Annotated in this window: 19 protein-coding genes; 16 read left to right on the forward strand and 3 right to left on the reverse strand. The window is 53.4% G+C overall.

What is annotated here, in order from left to right; all coding sequences use genetic code 11:
* Positions 1 to 39: 39 nt before the first annotated feature.
* From ruvB to AC13CY_RS05920, 9 genes are read left to right on the forward strand one after another with little or no spacing between them, the layout of a single operon-like run.
* A complete protein-coding gene (ruvB, locus tag AC13CY_RS05880) occupies positions 40 to 1,077 on the forward strand; it encodes a Holliday junction branch migration DNA helicase RuvB (RefSeq protein ID WP_044630073.1) in 1,038 nt (345 codons plus the stop codon).
* On the forward strand, positions 1,074 to 1,490 hold the full coding sequence (ybgC, locus tag AC13CY_RS05885; protein ID WP_044630072.1) for a tol-pal system-associated acyl-CoA thioesterase: 417 nt from the start codon (positions 1,074 to 1,076) through the stop codon (positions 1,488 to 1,490). The genes ruvB and ybgC overlap by 4 nt, the downstream gene beginning before the upstream one ends.
* Before the next feature lie 11 nt (positions 1,491 to 1,501).
* Complete coding sequence (gene tolQ, locus AC13CY_RS05890) at positions 1,502 to 2,197, forward strand: protein TolQ (RefSeq protein ID WP_054641207.1); 696 nt, start codon at positions 1,502 to 1,504, stop codon at positions 2,195 to 2,197.
* An 11-nt stretch (positions 2,198 to 2,208) separates the two neighbouring features.
* Positions 2,209 to 2,646 carry a protein TolR gene (gene tolR / locus AC13CY_RS05895; protein ID WP_054645020.1) on the forward strand — a complete coding sequence of 146 codons (438 nt, stop codon included), beginning with the start codon at positions 2,209 to 2,211 and terminating at the stop codon, positions 2,644 to 2,646.
* Positions 2,647 to 2,659: 13 nt separating this feature from the next.
* Complete coding sequence (gene tolA / locus AC13CY_RS05900) at positions 2,660 to 3,802, forward strand: cell envelope integrity protein TolA (RefSeq protein WP_074210597.1); 1,143 nt, start codon at positions 2,660 to 2,662, stop codon at positions 3,800 to 3,802.
* The gene (gene tolB / locus AC13CY_RS05905; protein ID WP_172514465.1) at positions 3,802 to 5,088 is read left to right on the forward strand and encodes a Tol-Pal system beta propeller repeat protein TolB; all 1,287 of its coding nucleotides are present in this window, start codon (positions 3,802 to 3,804) and stop codon (positions 5,086 to 5,088) included. The genes tolA and tolB overlap by 1 nt, the downstream gene beginning before the upstream one ends.
* Before the next feature lie 45 nt (positions 5,089 to 5,133).
* Positions 5,134 to 5,676, forward strand: coding sequence for a peptidoglycan-associated lipoprotein Pal (pal, locus tag AC13CY_RS05910; protein ID WP_044630067.1), 543 nt, complete (start codon positions 5,134 to 5,136; stop codon positions 5,674 to 5,676).
* A gap of 47 nt (positions 5,677 to 5,723) precedes the next feature.
* The gene (gene ybgF, locus AC13CY_RS05915) at positions 5,724 to 6,536 is read left to right on the forward strand and encodes a tol-pal system protein YbgF (RefSeq protein WP_054641211.1); all 813 of its coding nucleotides are present in this window, start codon (positions 5,724 to 5,726) and stop codon (positions 6,534 to 6,536) included.
* A 33-nt stretch (positions 6,537 to 6,569) separates the two neighbouring features.
* Positions 6,570 to 7,331, forward strand: a complete 762-nt coding sequence (locus AC13CY_RS05920; RefSeq protein WP_062359686.1) for a YciK family oxidoreductase — start codon at positions 6,570 to 6,572, stop codon at positions 7,329 to 7,331.
* Between the two features lie 20 nt (positions 7,332 to 7,351).
* On the opposite strand, the gene AC13CY_RS05925 is transcribed toward AC13CY_RS05920, so the two are convergent.
* Together AC13CY_RS05925 and ubiG are read right to left on the reverse strand one after the other, a co-directional pair.
* A complete protein-coding gene (locus AC13CY_RS05925; RefSeq protein WP_044630064.1) occupies positions 7,352 to 8,023 on the reverse strand; it encodes an HAD family hydrolase in 672 nt (223 codons plus the stop codon).
* Positions 8,024 to 8,767 (reverse strand): bifunctional 2-polyprenyl-6-hydroxyphenol methylase/3-demethylubiquinol 3-O-methyltransferase UbiG, encoded by a 744-nt coding sequence (gene ubiG / locus AC13CY_RS05930; RefSeq protein WP_044630063.1) that lies wholly within the window; start codon positions 8,765 to 8,767, stop codon positions 8,024 to 8,026.
* Between the two features lie 205 nt (positions 8,768 to 8,972).
* Here ubiG and AC13CY_RS05935 point away from each other — a divergent pair, with 205 nt between their 5' ends.
* From AC13CY_RS05935 to AC13CY_RS05960, 6 genes are all read left to right on the forward strand, one after another.
* Positions 8,973 to 10,265 carry a nucleotide sugar dehydrogenase gene (locus AC13CY_RS05935; RefSeq protein WP_289111334.1) on the forward strand — a complete coding sequence of 431 codons (1,293 nt, stop codon included), beginning with the start codon at positions 8,973 to 8,975 and terminating at the stop codon, positions 10,263 to 10,265.
* 9 nt (positions 10,266 to 10,274) lie between these two features.
* The gene (locus AC13CY_RS05940; protein ID WP_074210593.1) at positions 10,275 to 11,108 is read left to right on the forward strand and encodes a coiled-coil domain-containing protein; all 834 of its coding nucleotides are present in this window, start codon (positions 10,275 to 10,277) and stop codon (positions 11,106 to 11,108) included.
* A gap of 66 nt (positions 11,109 to 11,174) precedes the next feature.
* A complete protein-coding gene (gene tamA / locus AC13CY_RS05945; RefSeq protein ID WP_074210592.1) occupies positions 11,175 to 13,025 on the forward strand; it encodes an autotransporter assembly complex protein TamA in 1,851 nt (616 codons plus the stop codon).
* Positions 13,026 to 13,073: 48 nt separating this feature from the next.
* Positions 13,074 to 17,069: an autotransporter assembly complex protein TamB gene (tamB, locus tag AC13CY_RS05950; protein ID WP_074211606.1), complete on the forward strand. Its 3,996-nt coding sequence runs from the start codon at positions 13,074 to 13,076 to the stop codon at positions 17,067 to 17,069.
* Positions 17,070 to 17,085: 16 nt separating this feature from the next.
* Positions 17,086 to 17,703 carry a peptide-methionine (S)-S-oxide reductase MsrA gene (gene msrA / locus AC13CY_RS05955; protein WP_074210591.1) on the forward strand — a complete coding sequence of 206 codons (618 nt, stop codon included), beginning with the start codon at positions 17,086 to 17,088 and terminating at the stop codon, positions 17,701 to 17,703.
* 11 nt (positions 17,704 to 17,714) lie between these two features.
* Positions 17,715 to 18,230: a c-type cytochrome gene (locus AC13CY_RS05960; protein ID WP_083602206.1), complete on the forward strand. Its 516-nt coding sequence runs from the start codon at positions 17,715 to 17,717 to the stop codon at positions 18,228 to 18,230.
* 21 nt (positions 18,231 to 18,251) lie between these two features.
* On the opposite strand, the gene can is transcribed toward AC13CY_RS05960, so the two are convergent.
* Positions 18,252 to 18,899 carry a carbonate dehydratase gene (can, locus tag AC13CY_RS05965; RefSeq protein WP_074210590.1) on the reverse strand — a complete coding sequence of 216 codons (648 nt, stop codon included), beginning with the start codon at positions 18,897 to 18,899 and terminating at the stop codon, positions 18,252 to 18,254.
* A 164-nt stretch (positions 18,900 to 19,063) separates the two neighbouring features.
* Here can and gorA point away from each other — a divergent pair, with 164 nt between their 5' ends.
* Positions 19,064 to 20,446 (forward strand): glutathione-disulfide reductase, encoded by a 1,383-nt coding sequence (gene gorA / locus AC13CY_RS05970; protein ID WP_074210589.1) that lies wholly within the window; start codon positions 19,064 to 19,066, stop codon positions 20,444 to 20,446.
* Positions 20,447 to 20,623 lie beyond the last annotated feature (177 nt).

The raw sequence follows: 20,623 nt of genomic DNA on the forward strand, positions 1-20,623 counted from the left end.
TAGCGTGTACTCATTAGTCAGCACTCTAGAAGAGTCTTTATGTTAGAACACGACCGATTAATTGCCGCTGAGCCAGAGCAGGGCGAAGTGCGCATCGACTATGCTATTCGTCCGAAACATCTCAAAGACTATATTGGCCAGCCTCGGGTTCGCGAACAGCTTGAGATTTTTATTGGAGCAGCCAGGCTACGCGAAGAGAGCTTAGACCACACGCTGGTGTTCGGTCCGCCAGGCTTAGGTAAAACGACGTTGGCGAATATTATCGCTACTGAAATGGGCGTGGGGCTTAAATCTACTTCTGGCCCGGTGCTGGAGCGCGCGGGGGATCTCGCCGCTATGCTGACCAATCTTGAACCGGGCGATGTGCTGTTTATCGATGAAATCCATCGCCTCTCGCCTGTGGTGGAAGAGGTCCTTTATCCCGCGATGGAGGACTTTCAGCTCGACATCATGATTGGCGAAGGGCCCGCCGCACGTTCTATTAAACTTGACCTGCCCAGATTTACGCTGGTGGGCGCCACCACTCGTGCGGGGTTGTTGACCTCGCCGCTGCGTGACCGCTTTGGTATCGTTCAGCGTCTTGAGTTTTATAACCTGGAAGAGCTGACCGAGATTGTCGCCCGCTCAGCACGGCTACTAGGCGTTGAAACCAGCCATGAAGGTGCCATTGAAGTCGCGCGCCGCTCCCGTGGTACGCCGCGTATCGCCAACCGACTGTTGCGCAGAGTGCGAGACTACGCCGAAATAAAGGGCGATGGCGTTGTGGATGTGACATTAGCGGATGCGGCGCTCAATATGCTAAATGTCGATCACCACGGTTTGGATCACATGGACCGCCGTTTACTGCTGGCGATGATCGACAAATTCGATGGTGGCCCGGTGGGCGTTGACTCACTCTCTGCCGCCATCGGTGAAGAGCGCGATACCATCGAAGATGTGATTGAACCTTATCTGATTCAGCAGGGGCTAATGATGCGTACACCAAGAGGCCGTGTGGTGACTCGTCAAGCCTGGCTACACTTTGATAAGACGCCCCACGAACAGTCAATTGATGTTGAGGGAGAACGTCGGCCATGACGGGCGAATTTAGCATACCAGTGCGTGTTTACATGGAAGATACTGACGCCGGTGGAATTGTCTACTACGTTAACTACCTGAAGTTTATGGAACGGGCGCGCAGCGAGTGGCTAAGAGAATTAGGCCTTAACCAGCAAACGTTGCTAGACGAAGGTACACAGCTAGTGGTATACCGCATGGCCTGCCACTATGCCAAACCCGCACGATTGGATGAGGCACTGACGGTAACTGCCAACATTGCGGAAAAAGGTCGTTGCCGGATGACATTTGAACAACAGGTTCGGCGCGACGAGGAACTCTTGTGCTCCGCAACAGTCGAGATAGCCTGCTTAAACGCTACGACACTGCGTCCAAAAGCGTGGCCATTGTCGCTTAACACCACACCCCAGTCGAAAACGACATTAATTGATTGATGAGGGCAACTGTGAACGATAACACCATGTCCATTCCCCACTTAATAATGAGTGCCAGCATTGTGGTACAGCTGGTCATGCTGCTGCTAGTGGTGGGGTCAATCCTCTCATGGGTGGTGATCTTTCAGCGCAGCATTGCGCTACGCCGAGCCAAGCAAGAGTACAACCAGTTTGAAGAGTCGTTTTGGTCAGGTGTTGACCTAAACGAGCTCTACCGCGAAATTCCTGCTGATGCCCCTCGTCATGGAGCGGAGCACATTTTCCAGGCAGGTTTTCGGGAATTTAACCGCCTAATGCCTAAAACCCGCAGTGCCGATACGGTACTGGAAGGTGTCCAGCGCAGCATGCGAGTCGCCTGGTCGCGGGAAGAAGACCGCCTGACCCAACATCTTGTTTTTCTGGCAACGGTTGCCTCCGCCAGTCCTTATATCGGCTTATTTGGTACGGTATGGGGCATTATGGGCTCATTCCAATCACTTTCCATGACCCAGCAAGCGACACTAGCGACTGTTGCACCCTGGATTGCAGAAGCGCTGATTGCCACGGCAATGGGACTTTTCGCAGCGATTCCCGCTGTTATTTTCTACAACCGTCTATCCAATAACGCTTCTCGCTTACTGGGTAAATATGAAGACTTTGCTGAAGAGTTTCACGCAATCTTGCACCGTAACTTGCAAGGACGTGACGGCAAACCTAGCGCTAGTTAAGGGAGTCTGCCATGCAAGGTCCGTTCAATCGTAGTGGCAAAAGCAAGCCGATGGGGGAGATCAACGTTGTCCCTTTTATCGACGTGATGCTGGTACTGCTTGTCATTTTTATGATTACTGCTCCCATGCTGACACAAGGCGTTCAAGTAGATCTGCCTCAAGTCACCTCTGAGCCTATTGAAACCCAGGAAGATAATGACCCGATCATCATCTCGGTAGATCGCGATGGCGGCTACTTTATTACTCTGGGAGAAGATTCGACGGCGGTTTCTCTGGAGCAAATGTCGGAGCGAGTGACTGCTATTCTTCAGCGTCGTCCCGGTACGCCTGTGATGGTGCGCGGAGATCGCAATGTGCCTTATGGCCAGATTGTGCTGCTGATGAGCACACTGCAGAGTTCGGGTGTCGCCAACGTAGGGCTGCTCTCAGAGCCGCCCCAAGATGGTTAAGGGCGAGTCGCACATGGCTGTAAAACCACCGCGTGACCCACAAGACGTTGGCTACACGTGGCCAACGATTTTGGCTGTTGCCGTGCACTTGCTCGTGGTTATCTTTAGCTTGGTCAAGCTGCCCAGCATGTCGGCGGAACCAGACTCTTCTTCGATCGTACAAGCGACGTTCGTGAGCACGGAAACGTTCACTGATCAGGCCCAGCAAGTCACTGAGCAACAGGCCGCAATGAACAATGCCTCTGAACCCGAAGAGCCCGATCCAGAGCCGCCTAGCGATGAGCCTTCCGCGGCGGAGCAGCAAGCTGCCGCCGAGGCAGCCCAGCGCGAAGCAGAAGCTGAGGCAGCGGAACAGGCTCGCGCGCTAGAACAAGCCCAAGCAGAAGCTGAAGCCGAAGCCGAAGCCCAGCGTCGCGCAGAAGAAGCTGAGCGATTAGCCGAACAGCAAGCGGCAGAAGCCCAAGCACGTGAAGCGGAAGAGCAGCGTGCGCAGGCAGAGGCCGAAGCCCAGCGCCAGCGTGAAGCGGAAGCAGAGCGTGCACGGGCGGAAGCCGAGGCTCAGCGCCAACGTGAGGCTGAAGAGCAACGCGCTCGGGAAGAAGAGGCCCAACGTGCCCGTGAAGCAGAAGCCCAACGCCAGCGCGAAGCGGAAGAACAACGTGAGCGTGAAGCCGAAGCACAGCGCCAGCGGGAGGAAGAAGCTCGTCGCCAACGGGAAGCGGAGGAGCAGCGCGCTCGCGAAGCAGAAGCCCAGAAACAGCGTGAAGCAGAAGAGCGTCGTGCTGCTGAGGCAGCCGAAGCGGCCATGCAACGTCAGTTAGCAGGCGAGGCAGAAGCGGCCGCTAATGCACAGCAGGCCCAACAGGCGGCAAACAGCTTTATTAACATTGTCCGGCGTGCTGTAGAGCAAGCGTGGGTTATCCCTCCAGGAGCGAGCAACGCAATGAGTGCTACGATACAAGTGAGGCTTGGTCCATCGGGTGAGCTACTAGCGACCTCTGTCGCTTCATCCAGCGGTGATAGTGCTTTTGATCGCTCAGCTATGCAGGCGGTGGAACATGCAGCACCGTTTGGCGAGTTACGTGACTTGTCAGCGGAACAGCAGCGTACTTTACGTCAATTTAATCTGCGATTTACCCCGGGGGATGTTCGCTGATGCAAACGTTAAGCAAAATGTGGCTTTTTTGCGTACTGCTACTAATCAGCAGCGTAGCAAGCGCTAATTTAACCATTGAGATAACGCGTGGTAGCGATCAGGCGTTGCCTATCGGGGTCGTGCCATTCGCAGGCAGCGAAGGCCTACCTGAAGATGTCGCGCAAATTGTACAAGACGACCTTGAACGCAGCGGATTTTTCGCACCGCTAGAGCGTAGTGCTATGTTCGACCGTCCAAGCCAAGCGTCTGACGTAGAGTTTGGCACTTGGAGATCGCTGGACGTGCGTTATCTCGTCGTTGGGCGCGCGCAGCAGACAGGCAACGGTTATGAGTTGCAGTTCGACCTGGTCGATATTAGCGGCCAACGTCCCATGATCAGTGAAACCGTGACTGCCAGTGGCAACGACCTTCGTGGTGCGGCGCACTACATCAGTGACCAAATTTTCGAGGCGATTACCGATATTCGCGGCGCTTTCTCAACCCGCATTGCTTACGTTACGGCTCAGGGCCTAGGCGATAACATGCAGTTTGGGTTGTATGTGGCTGATGCCGATGGCCGTCGAAGCCAGCAGGTGCTGACCTCGGATCAGCCCATTATGTCGCCCGCTTGGTCGCCGGATGGCCGCAAGCTGGCGTATGTCTCTTTCGAAACAGGCAAGGCGTCTATCTACATCCAAGACGTTAATACAGGTCAGCGCGTTCAAGCCACCTCATTTGGTGGTATCAATGGTGCGCCAACATGGTCGCCAGATGGCCGTCGTATCGCCATGTCGTTATCCAAAGATGGTCAGCCGGAAATTTACGTACTGGACGTAGCTAACCGTTCGCTGGACCGTATTACTAACAGCAACAGTATCGATACCGAACCCGCGTGGTCTCCTGATGGTCGTAGCTTGATTTTTACATCAGATCGCAGCGGTGGCCCGCAGATTTATCAAACCTCGTTAGGCGGTGGAGAGACCAACCGACTGACCTTTACGGGCAACTACAACGCCCGTGCACGCTTTTCGCCAGACGGTGAAGAAATCTTTTTGATTCACCGTTCCAGCCGCGGTTTCCAAGTGGCGAAGCAGGATCTTGAGGGTGGCCGCTTAGTGGTATTAAGCGAATCAACAAGAGATGAATCTCCTAGTGTTGCGCCGAACGGGACCATGGTAATCTTCGCTACCCAACAGGGTGGTAGCGGAGTACTAAGTGCCGTTTCAGCCGATGGCCGCTCGTCATTTAGGTTGCCCGCAGCACAAGGTGATGTACGTGATCCCGCGTGGTCACCTTTCTTAAATTAATAGATGAACAGCACTAACTTCTGTTTACAGGCAAGGAGTCTGATTATGCAACTTAAGCCGTTGGCTCGCTCATTAGCAGTCGCGTTATCTATCGTAGTTATCGCTGGCTGTTCCAGCACCGGCGGAACCCAAGACGGAGACTCGTACGGAAGCCAGGATGGCAGCAGTATGGGGTCTAGCACGTCTGGTGTTGGCACTAGTGGTCAGTATGGCTCAACGTCAGGTTCTGGCGCTGCTGGTCAGCAGGCGGATTCTCGTATTCCTGAAGTACGCACTATTTACTTCGATTACGATCGCGATACCATTAAGAGCGAATACGAATCTGTGGTAATGGCTCATGCGCGCTACCTGCGTGCTAACCCGAACGCCCGTGTTGTTCTTCACGGTCACACCGACGAACGCGGTACCCGTGAATACAACATGGCGCTAGGTGAGCGTCGTGCGGGAGCCGTACAGCGTTTCCTGAATATTCAGGGTGTATCTCCTTCACAAATGAGCGTGGTTAGCTACGGTGAAGAGCGTCCGGCAGTGAGTGGCCAAAACGAAAGCGCCTACTCGCAAAACCGTCGCGTCGTCTTTAACTACTGATAGTATTGGCGTGCCCTGGCACGCCAACTGTATCACTCGGAGCTATCATGAATCACAGTCTCAAACGCTATTTTGAGAGGCTGTGCGGTGCGGGAGCCATAGCGCTCCCGCTGTCCGTATTGCCCTTATCACTACTGCCTGTGTCCGCTCTTGCTCAGCAGCCGCTCGTTCAAGACCTTTCTTCAGATTCGTCGAACAGCTTTTATCAGCAAACTCAGCGACAAGAGCCTTCAGGCGGTAACCTTGTGCTCTTTAACCAAGTCCAGGAGCACCAGCAAGAAATTCAGCAGTTACGTGGTCAAATTGAAGAGTTACGCCACCAGCTGGAGCAACTGCGCAATCAAACACAGCAGCAGTATTTAGATATCGAAGACCGCTTGATGACCAGCAGTGCACCAAGCCAGATAGAGCAGGCGACTCCTGATGTTGAGCCTGAAGCGGCTGAGCAGGTTGTGCAAGCGCCTTCCACTCGTAATGTAAGTGAAGACGCACAAGCGGCTTATCAAGCTGCATTTGCCCACGTTCAGGCGCGCCAGTTTGAAGATGCTATTGCGGCCTTTGAGTCCTTTGTGGCCGACCACCCAGAAAGTAGCTTGACGGCGAACGGCCATTACTGGCTGGGCGAACTTTATGCTGCAGAGGGTGAGTTAGATGCAGCTGATCAAGCCTTCACGCGCGTTATTGAGCAGTACAACGGTAGTACCAAAGTACCCGATGCGCTCTACAAACTCGGCTTGGTTAAGGCGCGTAAAGGCGAAGCAGAGCGTAGCCGCGAGCTGTTGGAACAAGTGCGGGATGACTATCCCCAAAGCAGTGCCGCTGGGTTGGCCAATGACTTCTTACGCCAGTCGGCGGGTTAATACCGTTTACTTTTTTAGCTTCAAGGAAACCTCATGAGCTGCAAAATCGACTATCAACCAGCGCCCAATCTGCTAGAAAATCGCGTCGTGTTGGTAACCGGTGCGGGAGATGGGATTGGCCGCGCGGCGGCATTAACCTATGCCCGTCATGGGGCTACCGTTATATTGCTAGGCCGCACTATTGCTAAACTTGAACGCGTTTATGATGAAATTGAAGCGGCTGGCGGGCCACAGCCGGCTATTTTTCCGCTCAATTTTGAAGGGGCGACACTCAAAGATTTTCACGATATGGCAGAAACGCTGGATAAAGAGTTTGGCCGTCTAGATGGGTTATTGCACAACGCTGGGCTGCTTGGCCGCATTACTCCGTTCGAGCAGTATAATCCCGAACTGTGGGGTCAGGTAATGCAGGTCAATATCAATGGTCCCATCTGGATGACTCAAGCGCTGCTGCCATTGCTCCAGGCGTCTGATGATGCATCGGTTATCTTCACTTCCTCCAGCGTTGGCCGTAAAGGGCGTGCGTATTGGGGTGCCTATTCTGTGTCAAAATTCGCCACAGAAGGATTTATGGAGGTGCTGGCTGATGAATTAGAGAATCAGACGAATGTTCGGGTGAATACGCTGAATCCAGGCGCTACGCGTACCCAAATGCGCCGCACTGCTTACCCAGGTGAAGATCCGTTTACACTGCGTACGCCTGAAGAGGTTATGCCCACTTACCTATGGTTGATGGGGCCTGATAGTAAAGGCGTTAGCGGCCAGAAGTTTGATGCCCAGCCGCCACGCGTCTAACGTTTCCACACTGGCGAAGGCTAATCAGTGCGGTGGTCATGAAGAGCGGCTACCAGCTCATCACACGTTGTAAACCACAGGTCGGCAGGCCAGCTCTGGTAGTCGTCTTCTTCACTGATATAGCCATAGCCCACGGCGACAGCTGTCATACCGGCTGCTTTAGCCGCTTGCATATCGCGAACATGGTCGCCAATATACCAGCACGCCTCGGGGGAAACACCGAGGCGTTTTGCTGCTTCCCAAAGCGGCTCAGGCGCAGGTTTTTTAACACTTAAGTCATCAGCGCAGAGCAACGCCCCTGGCGTTAGCGCCAGCGCTTCCAAAAGCGGCAAGGTATAGCGCCGCGGTTTATTAGTAACAATTCCCCAAAGTCGCTCTTCACTGTGCCACTGCGTTAGCCACTCATTTAACGGCTCGAAAAGCTTGCTATGGACCGCCACTGCTTGCTCGTAAGCATCCAGCAAGAACTGCCTTGCCTCATCATGCTCGTCACTACCGCTTTCAAGGCCAAGCGCCAGCGTGACCAGGGCGCTGCCACCATTAGACACTTGCCCACGTATTTCCTGGAACGGCAGGGCCGCTAAGCCGTGATGGGCTCTTAACGCGTTAGTTGCGGCAGCCAAGTCGGGGGCGGTATCTACCAATGTGCCATCTAAATCAAACAGTATCGCCTGGGGGGAGGGTATCAACATTTACTCGCTCGCTTTGCGGCAGTACATCATGTAATTGACGGATACATCATGAGGAACCAGACGATAGTGCCGTGTAATAGGGTTATAAGTAAGTCCCGTTTGCTCACGCACCTCAAGAGATGCCGTACGCGCCCAGTGTGCCATTTCGGAAGGGCGAATAAACTTGGCGTAGTCGTGGGTACCACGGGGCAGCAGCTTCAACACGTATTCGGCCCCTAGGATGGCAAAGGCGTAAGACTTCGGTGTGCGGTTAAGCGTTGAGAAAAATACATAGCCTCCAGGGCGAACCAGTGTACTGCAGGCACGGATAACCGAAGCGGGGTCGGGTACATGCTCCAACATCTCCATGCAGGTCACCACATCATAGTGCCCGGGCTCTTCAGCGGCTAAACCTTCAACGCTGATATGCCGGTACTCTACCGTAACGCCACTCTCTTCAGCGTGAAGCCGCGCCACCCCTAGCGGTGCTTCCCCTAGGTCAATGCCCGTCACGCTGGCTCCTCGATGGGCCATCGATTCGCTCAAAATACCGCCACCGCAACCTACATCCAGCACTTTCTTACCAGCCAGCCCAGCCCGAGCATCGATAAAGTCCAAGCGCAGAGGGTTAATATCGTGAAGCGGTTTAAATTCGCTCTCTGGATCCCACCAGCGACTGGCAAGTGCTTCAAATTTCGCAACTTCTGCGGCATCGACATTGTCTTGATAGCGGCGAGTGGTGCTATCCTGAAGTGTCACTGACATGGTGTAACCCCCATCGGCAGTTGGTCTTGAGTGAAATGAATATGGTTTGCCATTTCGCGGTGGTTAGCGGCAAGGTGGCATCCACTCAAACGTTGAGTATTATGGTTATTCTAACCACTCCTGACGCGAAACGCATGGAAAGGAACTCAGCATGACGCCTAACACTTTATTTTATCGGCGCTTATTGGCCAGGGAGAGTATCTGAATGCGTGTATTGCTGCATGGTAGTGAATTAAGCGCCGCAACTGCGGCGGCGGCGCTTGCTTGGGTAGGTCATCACGTTGACTGGTTACTCCACGAGAGCGTTCCGTGGCCAACGCTGGCCAGTGCTGACTGGCTACGCCGAGAACCATCGCTGATGGCACAGATTGAGCAAGCCATGGCAGCAGGCAACTTAACCATCGTTGCTACTCCTGACGTCTCTGAAACGCCTGATATTGTTTGGTTAGCGCTTTCTCCTAGTCAGCGTCAGTCAGCCAATTCGCTTTTACAACACCCAATGTTTCAGGAGTACAGCGGCGCGGTGCTGGTCAATAATTCAACATTCCCAGTGGGCGAGACCGAGCGTTTGCATTCGCTAATGGGACACCAGCATAGTCGTGTGGCACTGCCTGACACTCTGGAAGAAGGGCGAGCCTGGCTCTCTTTTACTCGTCCAGTGCGCTGGCTGCTCGGGTGCGATGACGCCATGGGTGAGCAAATGACAAGAGAGCTACTGCGTGCCTTCAATCGTCGTAGCGAAGTGTTTCAATGCATGCCTTGTCGTGCCGCTGAACTGACCAAGCTGGCCATCAATGGTATGTTGGCTACCCGTATCAGCTATATGAATGAAATTGCAGGTCTTGCCGATACGTTAGGAGTAGACGTTGAGCATGTACGCCAGGGTATGGGCGCAGATACGCGGATAGGGTTTGAGTACCTTTATCCAGGATGTGGCTTTGGTGGCCCTAACTTCTCGCGTGATTTGATGCGCTTAGCCGATGTTCAGTCATCCAGTGGTCGCTACTCGGCGCTGCTTGAGCAGGTGATGGACATCAATGAGCAGAAAAAAGAGACGCTGTTCAGAAAGTTGTGGGGATTTTTTGAGGGAGATTTAGCAGGCAAAACGGTGGCGATCTGGGGTGCCGCGTTCAAACCAGGCACCGCCCGGATTGATCATGCACCGGTGTTAACGCTGCTTGAAGCGCTCTGGGCACAGGGAGTCACGGTCAAACTACACGACCCGGCGGCTATTCCAGCGCTCTACTCGGCGGTTGGGCAGCGGAATGATTTAATGACGTTCGAGGATGATCCTTATCTTGCCTGCCAGGGTGCAGACGCCCTGATGCTAGTGACCGAATGGAAAGCCTACTGGAATCCTGACTGGCACCGCTTAGCCTCACTGCTACGCGAAAAGCTAATATTGGATGGACGCAATATCTACGACCCCGCTTTTGTAGCCAGCTGCGGCTTACATTATCGGGGAATTGGACGACGCGCCGATCCAACGACGCTCTAAGGAAAACATATGTCCGATGCCACTTCATCACAGCGTATTGTTCCCGACGTGGATCAAAGCCTGACAGCACAGCACTTACGCCATCGCAGGGGGCCGCGATTATGGCCGCTTTGGCTCGTATTGATTCTGTTGATGTTGCTATTAGGCGCAGCAGCAGTAGGGGTTTGGTACGAAAGAGAGAGGTTGCTAGCAGAAGTGCATCGTGTGAGTGGTGAGGTGTCTAATCTTCATGCAAGGCTCGACTCCGATGACACAGAGGCCCAAGATGCGATAACCTTTGTACAAGCTCAGATATCCACTCTATTCCAAGAGCAGGAGCAGCTGGCTGTGGCATTGACTAATACGCGTGAAGAGCTCTACGAGCTTCTCACAGAAAATGAAGAGCTTTTATCAAATGAGGCGCTTGAGACATTTTCACAACGATTCGAGCAATTTCAGGAGCAAGCAGCCCTTCGTGATAGCCAGCTAGCCGCTATTCGGACATCGCTAGATGCCTTAGAGCAAGCGGGTACCTCTGGTAGGCAAAATTTAGTGGAGGAGGTTACTCATTTAGAGGGGGTCATCAACCAGCGGCTCGATACCATGGAGCGCCAGGTAGCCAGCGACCGAACCGCTACTGAAGAGCAATTGAGTATCTGGCGGGAAAATATCGAGCAGCAGTTAACGCAGATCTCTTCTACTGTCGCTGAAGTTAATACTCAAGAAGAGCCTGCTAGCCAAGCTGAATTAACAGCGCTGGAAGCGCAGTGGACCCAGCGCTTAAACACGCTTGAGAGCGACTTACGGCAGGTCCGGCAGGCGCAGCTAGCCTTTAGTGCGCAGATGGAAATGCTGCGCAATTAAATAGCAGCATCACGATGTGGAAGAAACAAGCCACTAAGCCGATGATAGGGTTAGGGATATAACGGTATGGGAAGACAACGGCGGTGGCCTACGGCCAAACAAGTGGCGTATTTACTGGTGCTGCCGCTGATGTCTGCTTCATCGGTCTCTTGGGCCCTTGAAGCAGACATCAGCGGTGTTGATGGGCGTGTGCTAGTTAATATTGAGGCCTATTTAGAAAATATTGAGGCCGACCAGTACACCGATGCCCGCTTGGAAGGTGAAATACGCCAGCGCACGCAAGAAGCCATGCGAGTATATGGCTATTACGAACCTGATATTACTGTCGAGCTAGATCAGCCGTCCATCGCCGTGCGTATTGAATCAGGGCCTCAGGTAGTGATTGAAGTACTCGACATCAGTATTACAGGGGATGCGAACAATGACCCCCCTTTCCAAGACGCGCTTGATGATTTTCCTTTAAAGCAGGGGGAACCGCTGCGTCATGCCCCCTGGGACAGTCTACGTAGCCAGTTTGCCGGTCTAGCTATTGAGCGGGGCTACTTCGACTGGGGCTTTTCAGATCGACGGATGGAAGTGCGCCCTTACTTGGAAAGCGCTCGCCTCTATATGACCTTTGATAGCGGGCCACGCTATCACTTTGGCGATACATTTATTACGGGCAGCCATATTGAACCTGAGCGGCTGCGACAAATGCAGACGTTTCGTGCTGGTGAGCCTTACCTAGCGGAATCCCTGGCCCGCTATAATCAGCGTTTAGCTGAAACAGGATGGTTTAGTTCTGTCTCCGTACGGCCCCGGCTGGAGACAGCTCAAGAATTGACAATCGCTCCGCCGAGCGGAGGGTCGCCCTGGTGGAACGAAGCCACTGCATCGCAGCCTGAACGCTCTAGAGTAAGTAGCGCAGCGCTTGCCAGTGCTCTCAGTATTAACAGCCGTGACGATACCCGCTTGCCCATCGATGTCAGTGTCGAGCCGGCAGATCGCCACCAGTTTGAGGTAGGTATAGGTTATGCCACAGATGTAGGCCCACGCCTGCGTTTTGGCTGGCAGCAGCCATGGATCAACCGGTTTGGTCACAGTCTGGATCATGATCTCTATCTTTCTGCCCCTGAACAGCGTTTTACGGGGGTATACAATATTCCGCTAGAGGACCCGATACGGGATAACTACCGCCTGCAGTATGGCGTGCGCAATATTGACGATGGCGACACAAAATCCTTGGAAGGCACCGTAGGAGTGGCTCGGCGTTGGGAATTTGAGAACCGTTGGGTACAAACGCTCTACTTCCGCACAACGTATGAAGACTTTACCCAAGGCGGCCAAGCTGATGAGGTTTGGCTGTTTTATCCAGGGATTCAGTGGTCGCGAACCCGCACTCGTCCTCAACGTTTTCCTCTGTGGGGCGATCGTCAGCAGTTATCGATTGAGTACTCTGACAGAGCCTGGGGGTCTGACGCCAAATTCACCCGGCTAACCGGCGATACCGAATGGATTCGCACCATCGGCAATGACAACCGCTTTTTAGCTCGATTAAGCATTGGCGCTATCGAGACCAGTGACTTTGACAAGCTTCCGCCATCGCTGAGTTTCTTCGCAGGCGGTGATCGCAGCGTACGCGGTTACTCCTACAAGAGCTTGTCACCGCGTAATGAAGAAGGCCGCTTGCGTGGTGGCCAACAAATGCTGACCTCCACATTAGAGTATCAGCGTCGTGTTACGGGAGACTGGTGGGGCGCCACCTTTATTGATACAGGGGATGCGTTCGATAATTGGGGCCCGACTGGCCTTAAAACAGGCGCGGGCGTGGGCGTGCGCTGGGTGTCTCCCGTCGGCCCGATACGTTTCGACATCGCACATCCCTTTGATATCGACGACGCTTTCCGCGTGCACTTTTCGATTGGTCCAGAATTCTAGGAGAGCTCTTTGGCTAAGGTTGATTCAAAAGCGCCCCAAAACCGTCAGATGCTCTCACCTAAGCGCCGTACTTGGTTAGCGTTCTGGAGCCTGTTACGCCTTATCATCGTATTGCCGTTATGGCTGTTTGGGTTAATTGCCTTAGTTGCCGGGGTGGCGCTCTCCCCTTGGGGAACCGGGCAGCTGTTTTCCCAAGGTGAACAACGTGGTTTTTTCACCTACGAGCAGCAAGAGGGCGCGCTACTGGACAGCTTTCGTCTGCAAGGCTTTCAAATGGCTGTTGGTGGCACTCAAATTACGCTAGAGGATTTTGAGCTTGCCTGGGCAGAAGATTGCTTGCTATCCGGTCAGTTATGCTTAGACACGCTACGCGTTGAAGGTGTAGATATTCGCTTAGCTGAAAGCTCAGCAACCGAGGAGCCGCCACAGGAAAGCAGTCCACCGTTCAGCATTTATCTGCCGTTTCCGATTGAACTGCGCGATATCGCTCTCAATAACGTACAGCTGACGCTGGCCGACGGTACACAAGTGGGCTGGGAAGCATTTGCTACTTCCATAACCGCCGAGCAGCAGCAAGTCACTATCGCACCTACCACACTGGAAGAGCTTTCTCTCTACTTGCCGCCATCTCCCGGCGTGCTGTTGACGCAAAAGATAGATACATCGCTAAACGCCGCCGGTATAGACGGCGCTATTCAGCTAGCTCAGCCGGCGAAGCCTGCGGCTGACAATGAGGCTATTGCCCTTAGCGAGCGTGAGCGGCTTACGCTTCCCGAGATTCAGCTGCCGATTAACGTAGAGCTGGCATCACTGTTAGTCACTGACGTAACAATAAGTGGCGCTGCTGAGTATCAGGTTGAGCGACTGCTTGTAGAAGCTCGGGCCGAGGGCAGCGACATAACGCTAAGCACTCTGGAGCTTGCCACACCTGATGCTGACGCCACCTTATCTGCCAATGTCACTCTAAGCGGCGACTACCCACTGGATGCTGCGGTTCGTGCAGAACTATGGCTACCCGAATTATTCCCAGCACTTAGCGGTGAGCAGGTGGCACTGAATCTTTCTGGTAGCCTTGCTGACCTGACCGCGAATCTCAACGCAACCGGGCCCGTGAATGCGTCATTGACTGCACAAGTAGATGCGTTAGCTCCCACACTCCCATTTGAAGCGCAACTAGAGAGCGACCGTTTGCAGTGGCCGCTAGTTGACAACAGCGAGATTCCAGAGGCGTCATCGGATGAACCTGCCACTACAGCTGAGAGCTACGTGCTAGAAAACCTTAGCCTTGGTGTCAACGGTAGCCTGGAGGCCTATCAAGTAACGCTTGAAACGAATGCCGAAGGCCCACAAGTGCCTGCTACCGCCATCCGTTTGAGTGGAGAGGGCGATTTAGCCTCTTTCCATTGGTCACCTCTCACCCTCACTATTAATGATAGTGAGCTTAGCAGCGAGGGCCGGGTAAGCTGGGAAGAGGCGATTGAGGTCGATACCAACGTGCGCTTGGATAATGTAGATCCATCGCTGTTTGTTCCGCAGCTAGCTGGCAATCTAAGTGGTGATATCGTCGCCAGCGTACGCCAGCGCGGTGAGCGCTGGGACATTAGCCTGCCGGAGCTAGATATCCAAGGGCAGCTACAGGAGTACCCACTCACACTCAAAGCTTCTCTTGAGGCTAACAGCGAACTGGAAGTTGATATTGAAGAGCTGCTCTTTACCCAAGGTGATAACCGTCTAACGGCATCAGGACAACTCAGCCAAGAGGCGATGTCTCTTGAGGCCAATATCGCGTTGAATCAGCTCCAAAGCTTACATCCTGATCTAGCAGGGACATTAACCGGTGATATTCAAGCCCAAGGCAGTTTCTCCCGGCCAGAAGTGGTAGTAGAGCTGAATGGTCGCAGTTTACGCTTTGCTGAAAATAGGCTAACTACGCTCTCTCTGTCGGGTAATGTCGAGGGTCTTGACGACCCCGATCTCAATATCGAACTGGATCTGCAAGGCGTTAATGCAGGTGGGCAAGCGCTAGCGTCGGTCGCCCTTGACCTCACCGGGCGACTTTCCGAGCATGCCTTGCAACTCAGCACCACAGGCGAAGCCGATAACGTTCTGAGCCAAGCTAATTTGGCCTTAGACGGGCGCTTTAACCAGCAGGCTCAACAGTATCAGGCGCGATTAACCCCGCTGGAAGTTGATTCAGAAGCGGGGGACATTCGCTTGGAAGCGCCGCTGGATATCACTTACAACCTTGCTAACGGCCAGGCGCGCTTAACACCTTTCTGCCTACGTCGGTTGCAGGGTGGCCTCGTATGCTCTGAAGAGCCCATTACCGCGTCAGCCGACCAAGGGCGTGCAGTGCTGAGTGTTCGCGAAGTACCCATGGAGATGCTGGAACCTTTCTTGCCAGAGGAGTGGAGCTTTGAAGGTGACACCACGGCGGATCTAGTAGCCAACTGGGAGCAGGGAGGCGCGCAGTGGCAAGCCAATCTTCAGCTGCTCAGTGAGTTAGCCATCACGGCAGTCAATGATTATGGTCAGCCAGTAGAGCTTCCCACTATTAATCTGGATGCGAAAATTGAAGCCAATCAAGCACAGGCCCAAGCGGATGTACTGCTTGCTCTGTCGGAAGCAGGTGAGCTTACGCTTAATCTAGCGGTAAACGACCCATTGGGTCAGGGAGCGCTTGATGGTCAGCTACGGGCAAATAACATCACGTTAGCACACTATCGCCCTATGTTGGTGGGTATGGATGAGCTTGAAGGCGGCTTAAATGGCAGCGTGCAAATTGGTGGCACCACAAGCCAGCCTGATTTACAGGGTGAACTAGCCTTACGCAGCCTGCGTATTAGCGGGCCCGATATTCCCATTACTATTGTGGATGGCGAGCTGGCGGTAGCCTTTGATGGCGAAGAGGGAAATATAGACGGTTTTCTCGCTGCCGAGCGAGGCCGGCTTTCGATTAGCGGTAACGCTTATTGGCCTACCGATGAAGCGTGGCGTATTGGCATAGACCTAAACGCAACTCAAGAGCCTTTACTGGTGGTATTACCGCAGTTCGGTCGCCTGGAAGCAGCACCAGATATTCGCATTCGTATTACCCCAGAGCGTCTGCAGGTACGGGGCAATGTGGATCTTCCCTGGGCTCGCTTAGAGGTGGGTGATCTACCTTCGTCAGCAACATCGCCAAGCCCGGATGAAATTATCATTACCGAGCGCGATGATCGTGAGGCTGAACGGCAAGCACGTCTTGCGGCAGAGGCTGGGAATGATCCCAGTGCAGCTGATGAACTGGCAGACACCGGCATGGCTCTGGATGTGCTGATTACACTGAATCTTGGGCGCGATATGCAAATTGCCGCCTATGGCCTGGAGTCAGGATTGGGCGGTAGCCTGGAGATTCGTCAGGATAGCGGAGCGCTTCAGCTGTTTGGCGACGTCAACTTAGTAAATGGTCGTTTCCAGGCATTCGGGCAAGATCTATTGATTCGTCGTGGTCAACTGATCTTTAGTGGTCCTCCGGGCTTGCCGGTGCTAGATTTTGAGGCCATCCGCAACCCGGATGTCACCGAAGATGATGTGATTGCAGGGCTGCGCGTAACAGGCAATGCCGAACAGCCCAATGTGATGATCTTTTCAGAGCCCGCGATGGACGAGACCCGTGCGCTATCATATTTGCTACGCGGCCGCGCGCCGGATGCTTCAGGCGGTGGTGTTGATAGCGCACTAACCACTGCGCTCATTGGTATGTCCCTTGGCCGCACCGGTGGGGCCGTTGGCTCTATCGGGGAAGCGTTTGGGATTGATGACCTGACACTTGATACCACTGGGGCGGGTGACGACAGTCAGGTAGCGGTGAGTGGCCAACTGTCTGATGATCTTCGCATTAGCTATGGCGTAGGTATTTTCTCCCCAATTGCAGAACTAACCTTACGCTATACGCTATGGCGGAACCTGTATCTACAGGCGGTGTCTGGTGCTAACCAAGCCGTTGACCTAATTTACACGTTCACGCGCTCAGGCGATCCTTATATTTATCCGCAGCAATAGAATAGAAGAGGGTGTTATGACGCTATTTACGAGACATCAAGCACCAGAAGGGCGCGATACACCCATTGAGACCAGCGACCTTCATACCATTACCGGACACTCTATACACCCACCGTTTGCTGAAGGTTATGAGGAAATTGTGTTGGGTATGGGATGCTTCTGGGGGGTAGAACGGCTGTTTTGGCAGCAGCCGGGGGTGTATGTGACGGCAGCGGGCTATGCTGGGGGCATCACGCCCAATCCAACGTACAAAGAGACTTGTACAGGCTTAACAGGGCACGCCGAAGTTGTCAAAGTGGTGTATGATCCACAACGGGTAAGTCTGACCACACTGCTGAACATCTTCTGGGAACAGCACGATCCTACGCAAGGTAACCGTCAAGGTAATGATATTGGTAGCCAGTATCGCTCTGCTATTTTCACCACTACCGAGGCCCAGCTGGCGGCTGCTAAGCAAAGCGCAGAGGCGTTCCAAGCAGCATTGCAACGCGCAGGCAAAGGGCGTATCACCACAGAGATCAAGCCACTCGACGTGTTCTATTACGCCGAAGCGTATCACCAGCAGTATTTAGATAAAAATCCTGGCGGTTACTGCGGTTTAAAAGGTACTGGTGTTACGTGTCCCATTGGTTGAGGTCCAAAAATATGCTGCTTCATCGCCCCCTTCAAAGTCAGGTTGCCCGTTCTGCCGGAACCTTCGTGGTGTTCGGTTTATTTAGCCTTGGGGCTCACGCTGAACAAGCGCCCGCAATGCCACAATCGGTTGATGACACACCTTTTGGTAGTGAGCGTGAAGCAGTTATCTGGCGACAGGATGAGCTAAAAGATCTAGAACGCCTGCTTCGTCAGCTGCGCTTTGACTTAGTCAATAATCAAGACGCTCGTGGTGCAGCCCCGCGCCTAGCGGAGCTGCAGGAGAAGGCTACTCAAGCCCACTTATTACCCGCATTTATTGCTGGAACCCATGGGCGAGGCTCTGATGCGAAACCAGAAATATGGGAAGAATGGGATGACTTTTCCGCTGGGTTTGTCGATTTGGAAGAGAAAGTAGGTGTCTTAATAGACGCTGCGGAACAGGAAGATTATCGAGCAGCTACACGGGCTTTTTCTGAGGTGGGTCTTAGCTGTCGAAGTTGTCACCGTGCCTACCGCTACGATTAACGAAGCGGTAGGCATCAGCGTTTAGTCGCTGGATTGAACGCGATCAATGCGATAAAGCGTTTCAACCTGCTCAAGACCACTGATAGTGCAGTTTAAATCCTTCACGCGACCGTCGCTCAGGCCGTATACCCAGCCATGTACCGAGATGGATTGGCCGCGCTGCCAAGCGCGCTGAAGGATTTTAGTGCGGCACAAACTGTTGACCTGGGCCTTCACATTCAACTCACACATGCGATCAATTTGATCTTCAATGGGCAAGTGATCGAGTGTGTCTCGATGGCGGTTGTACTGTTCACGGACTGAGTGAAGCCAATAATCTACCACGCCACATTCACCACCCGTGACAGCTGCTTTAATACCACCACAGCCATAATGCCCAACAATCATGATATGGCTTACATTGAGGACATCCACCGCATATTGAACAACCGACAGCGCATTCATATCGGTGTGGTGGAGAAGGTTAGCGACATTGCGATGCACAAATACTTCGCCTGGTGGTAGCGCAATAATCTGGTTAGCCGGTACACGGCTGTCCGAACAGCCAATCCATAGATAGTCGGGGTTTTGCTGGCTAGAAAGGCGTTTGAAATAGTCCGGATCCTCTTCACACATCCGTTCAGCCCAAACGCGATTATTATCCAGCAGCGTAGCAATTTGATCAGACATCGAATCTCCGTGAGATAACATTATTCAGGGGTTGAGGGAGTCCATGCGTAGCGCAGCAGCATTTTTGTTACAAGGTAGGGCGTTTTAACCCCCCCTTGCACAGAAGGTCAATCTTAGCGCTTACCTTAGCAGAGGGTAAGCACGGCAGTGGATAGGAGATAACCATGTCAGCGGATGCTGCATATGACTTCGATTTATTTGTAATTGGAGCGGGCTCAGGTGGGGTTCGCGCGGCACGTATGGCAGCAGCTACCGGCGCACGCGTTGCTGTTGCGGAAGATCGCTATTTAGGCGGTACTTGTGTCAACGTGGGCTGTGTACCCAAAAAGCTATACTCGTATGCTGCTCATTTTCATGACAGCTTTGATGATGCGGCAGGTTTTGGCTGGCGGCTGGCCTCACCAGCAACCTTCGATTGGCCTACGTTAAGAGATAATAAAACCAGCGAAATCAAACGGCTTAACGGCATCTACCAGCGCATGCTAGAAGGCGCAGGGGTAACACTGTTTAACGCTCGGGCCCGCGTTGTTGATCCGCACACAGTGACACTAACCAATGCAGATGGCGAAGTGAGCGTCAGCGCCGAAAAAATCTTACTCGCGACAGGCGGCTGGCCCTGGGCACCCGAGTTTCCAGGGAGCGATCTTACCTTAACCTCTAACCAAGTATTTGACTTAGATAGCTTTCCTGAAAGGTTTTTAGTACTGGGTGGTGGCTATATTGCCGTCGAGTTCGCCAGTATTTTTAACGGATTGGGCAGCGAGACACATTTGATTTATCGAGGAGACCTGTTTTTAAAAGGGTTTGACCAGGAAGTCCGCGAGTTCACGTGTGATGAAATGGCCAAAAAGGGCGTTAACCTCCATTTTTCTGCCAACATTGCGCGCATTGAACGGAAAGAGGGTGCTCTGCAGGTTGAGCTAACCACTGGGGAAACCTTAGAAGTGGATGCGGTGCTTGCCGCAACTGGGCGCAAGGCGAATACAAGCGGCCTGGGTATCGATGTACTGGGGATTGAGCTAAACAGCGAAGGCAAGCTGTCCGTGAATGAGCGTTATGAGACGCAGATTCCTTCAATACTAGCTTTGGGTGACCTAATCGCTGGGCCTGAATTAACGCCCGTCGCTCTGGCAGAGGCGATGCAACTGGTGGATATTCACTTCCATAAAAAAACGCCTAGGCCATTGGACTATGACACCATTCCTACTGCCGTTTTCTGTCATCCCAATATCGGTACGGTCGGCTTATCTGAAGAGGCGGCTAGGGAGAAGTTTTCCAAAATACGGGTCTACCGCACTGATTTCAGAGCCATGAAGCACACGCTTTCCGGTAGCCAGGAGCGCATGTTGATGAAGCTGATTGTCGATGACGCCAGCGATGTTGTTGTCGGTGCTCACATGGTAGGTGAAGAAGCAGGCGAGCTGATTCAGGGTATTGCCATCGCCGTTCGAGCAGGCCTTACCAAAGAAGATTTCGACCGTACGGTAGGCATTCACCCCACTGGGGCCGAAGAGTTCGTCACCATGCGAACCCCCGCACGCTATTAACGTTATTGATCAACGACTAAAGGCGAGCTTCGGCTCGCCTTTTTTGTTTGCCCGGCGAAGCCGGCAAACCCGGCCATCTGAAAGAAGATGGCGTCACCCCGACTGAGGGGAAGACAATCCGACTGGCAAGGGCGTCACTGGCCAACGGTGGGGTCTGAAGGAAGCCATAGGAAGTTA

The organism is Vreelandella sp. L-15 (genome assembly GCF_056857635.1).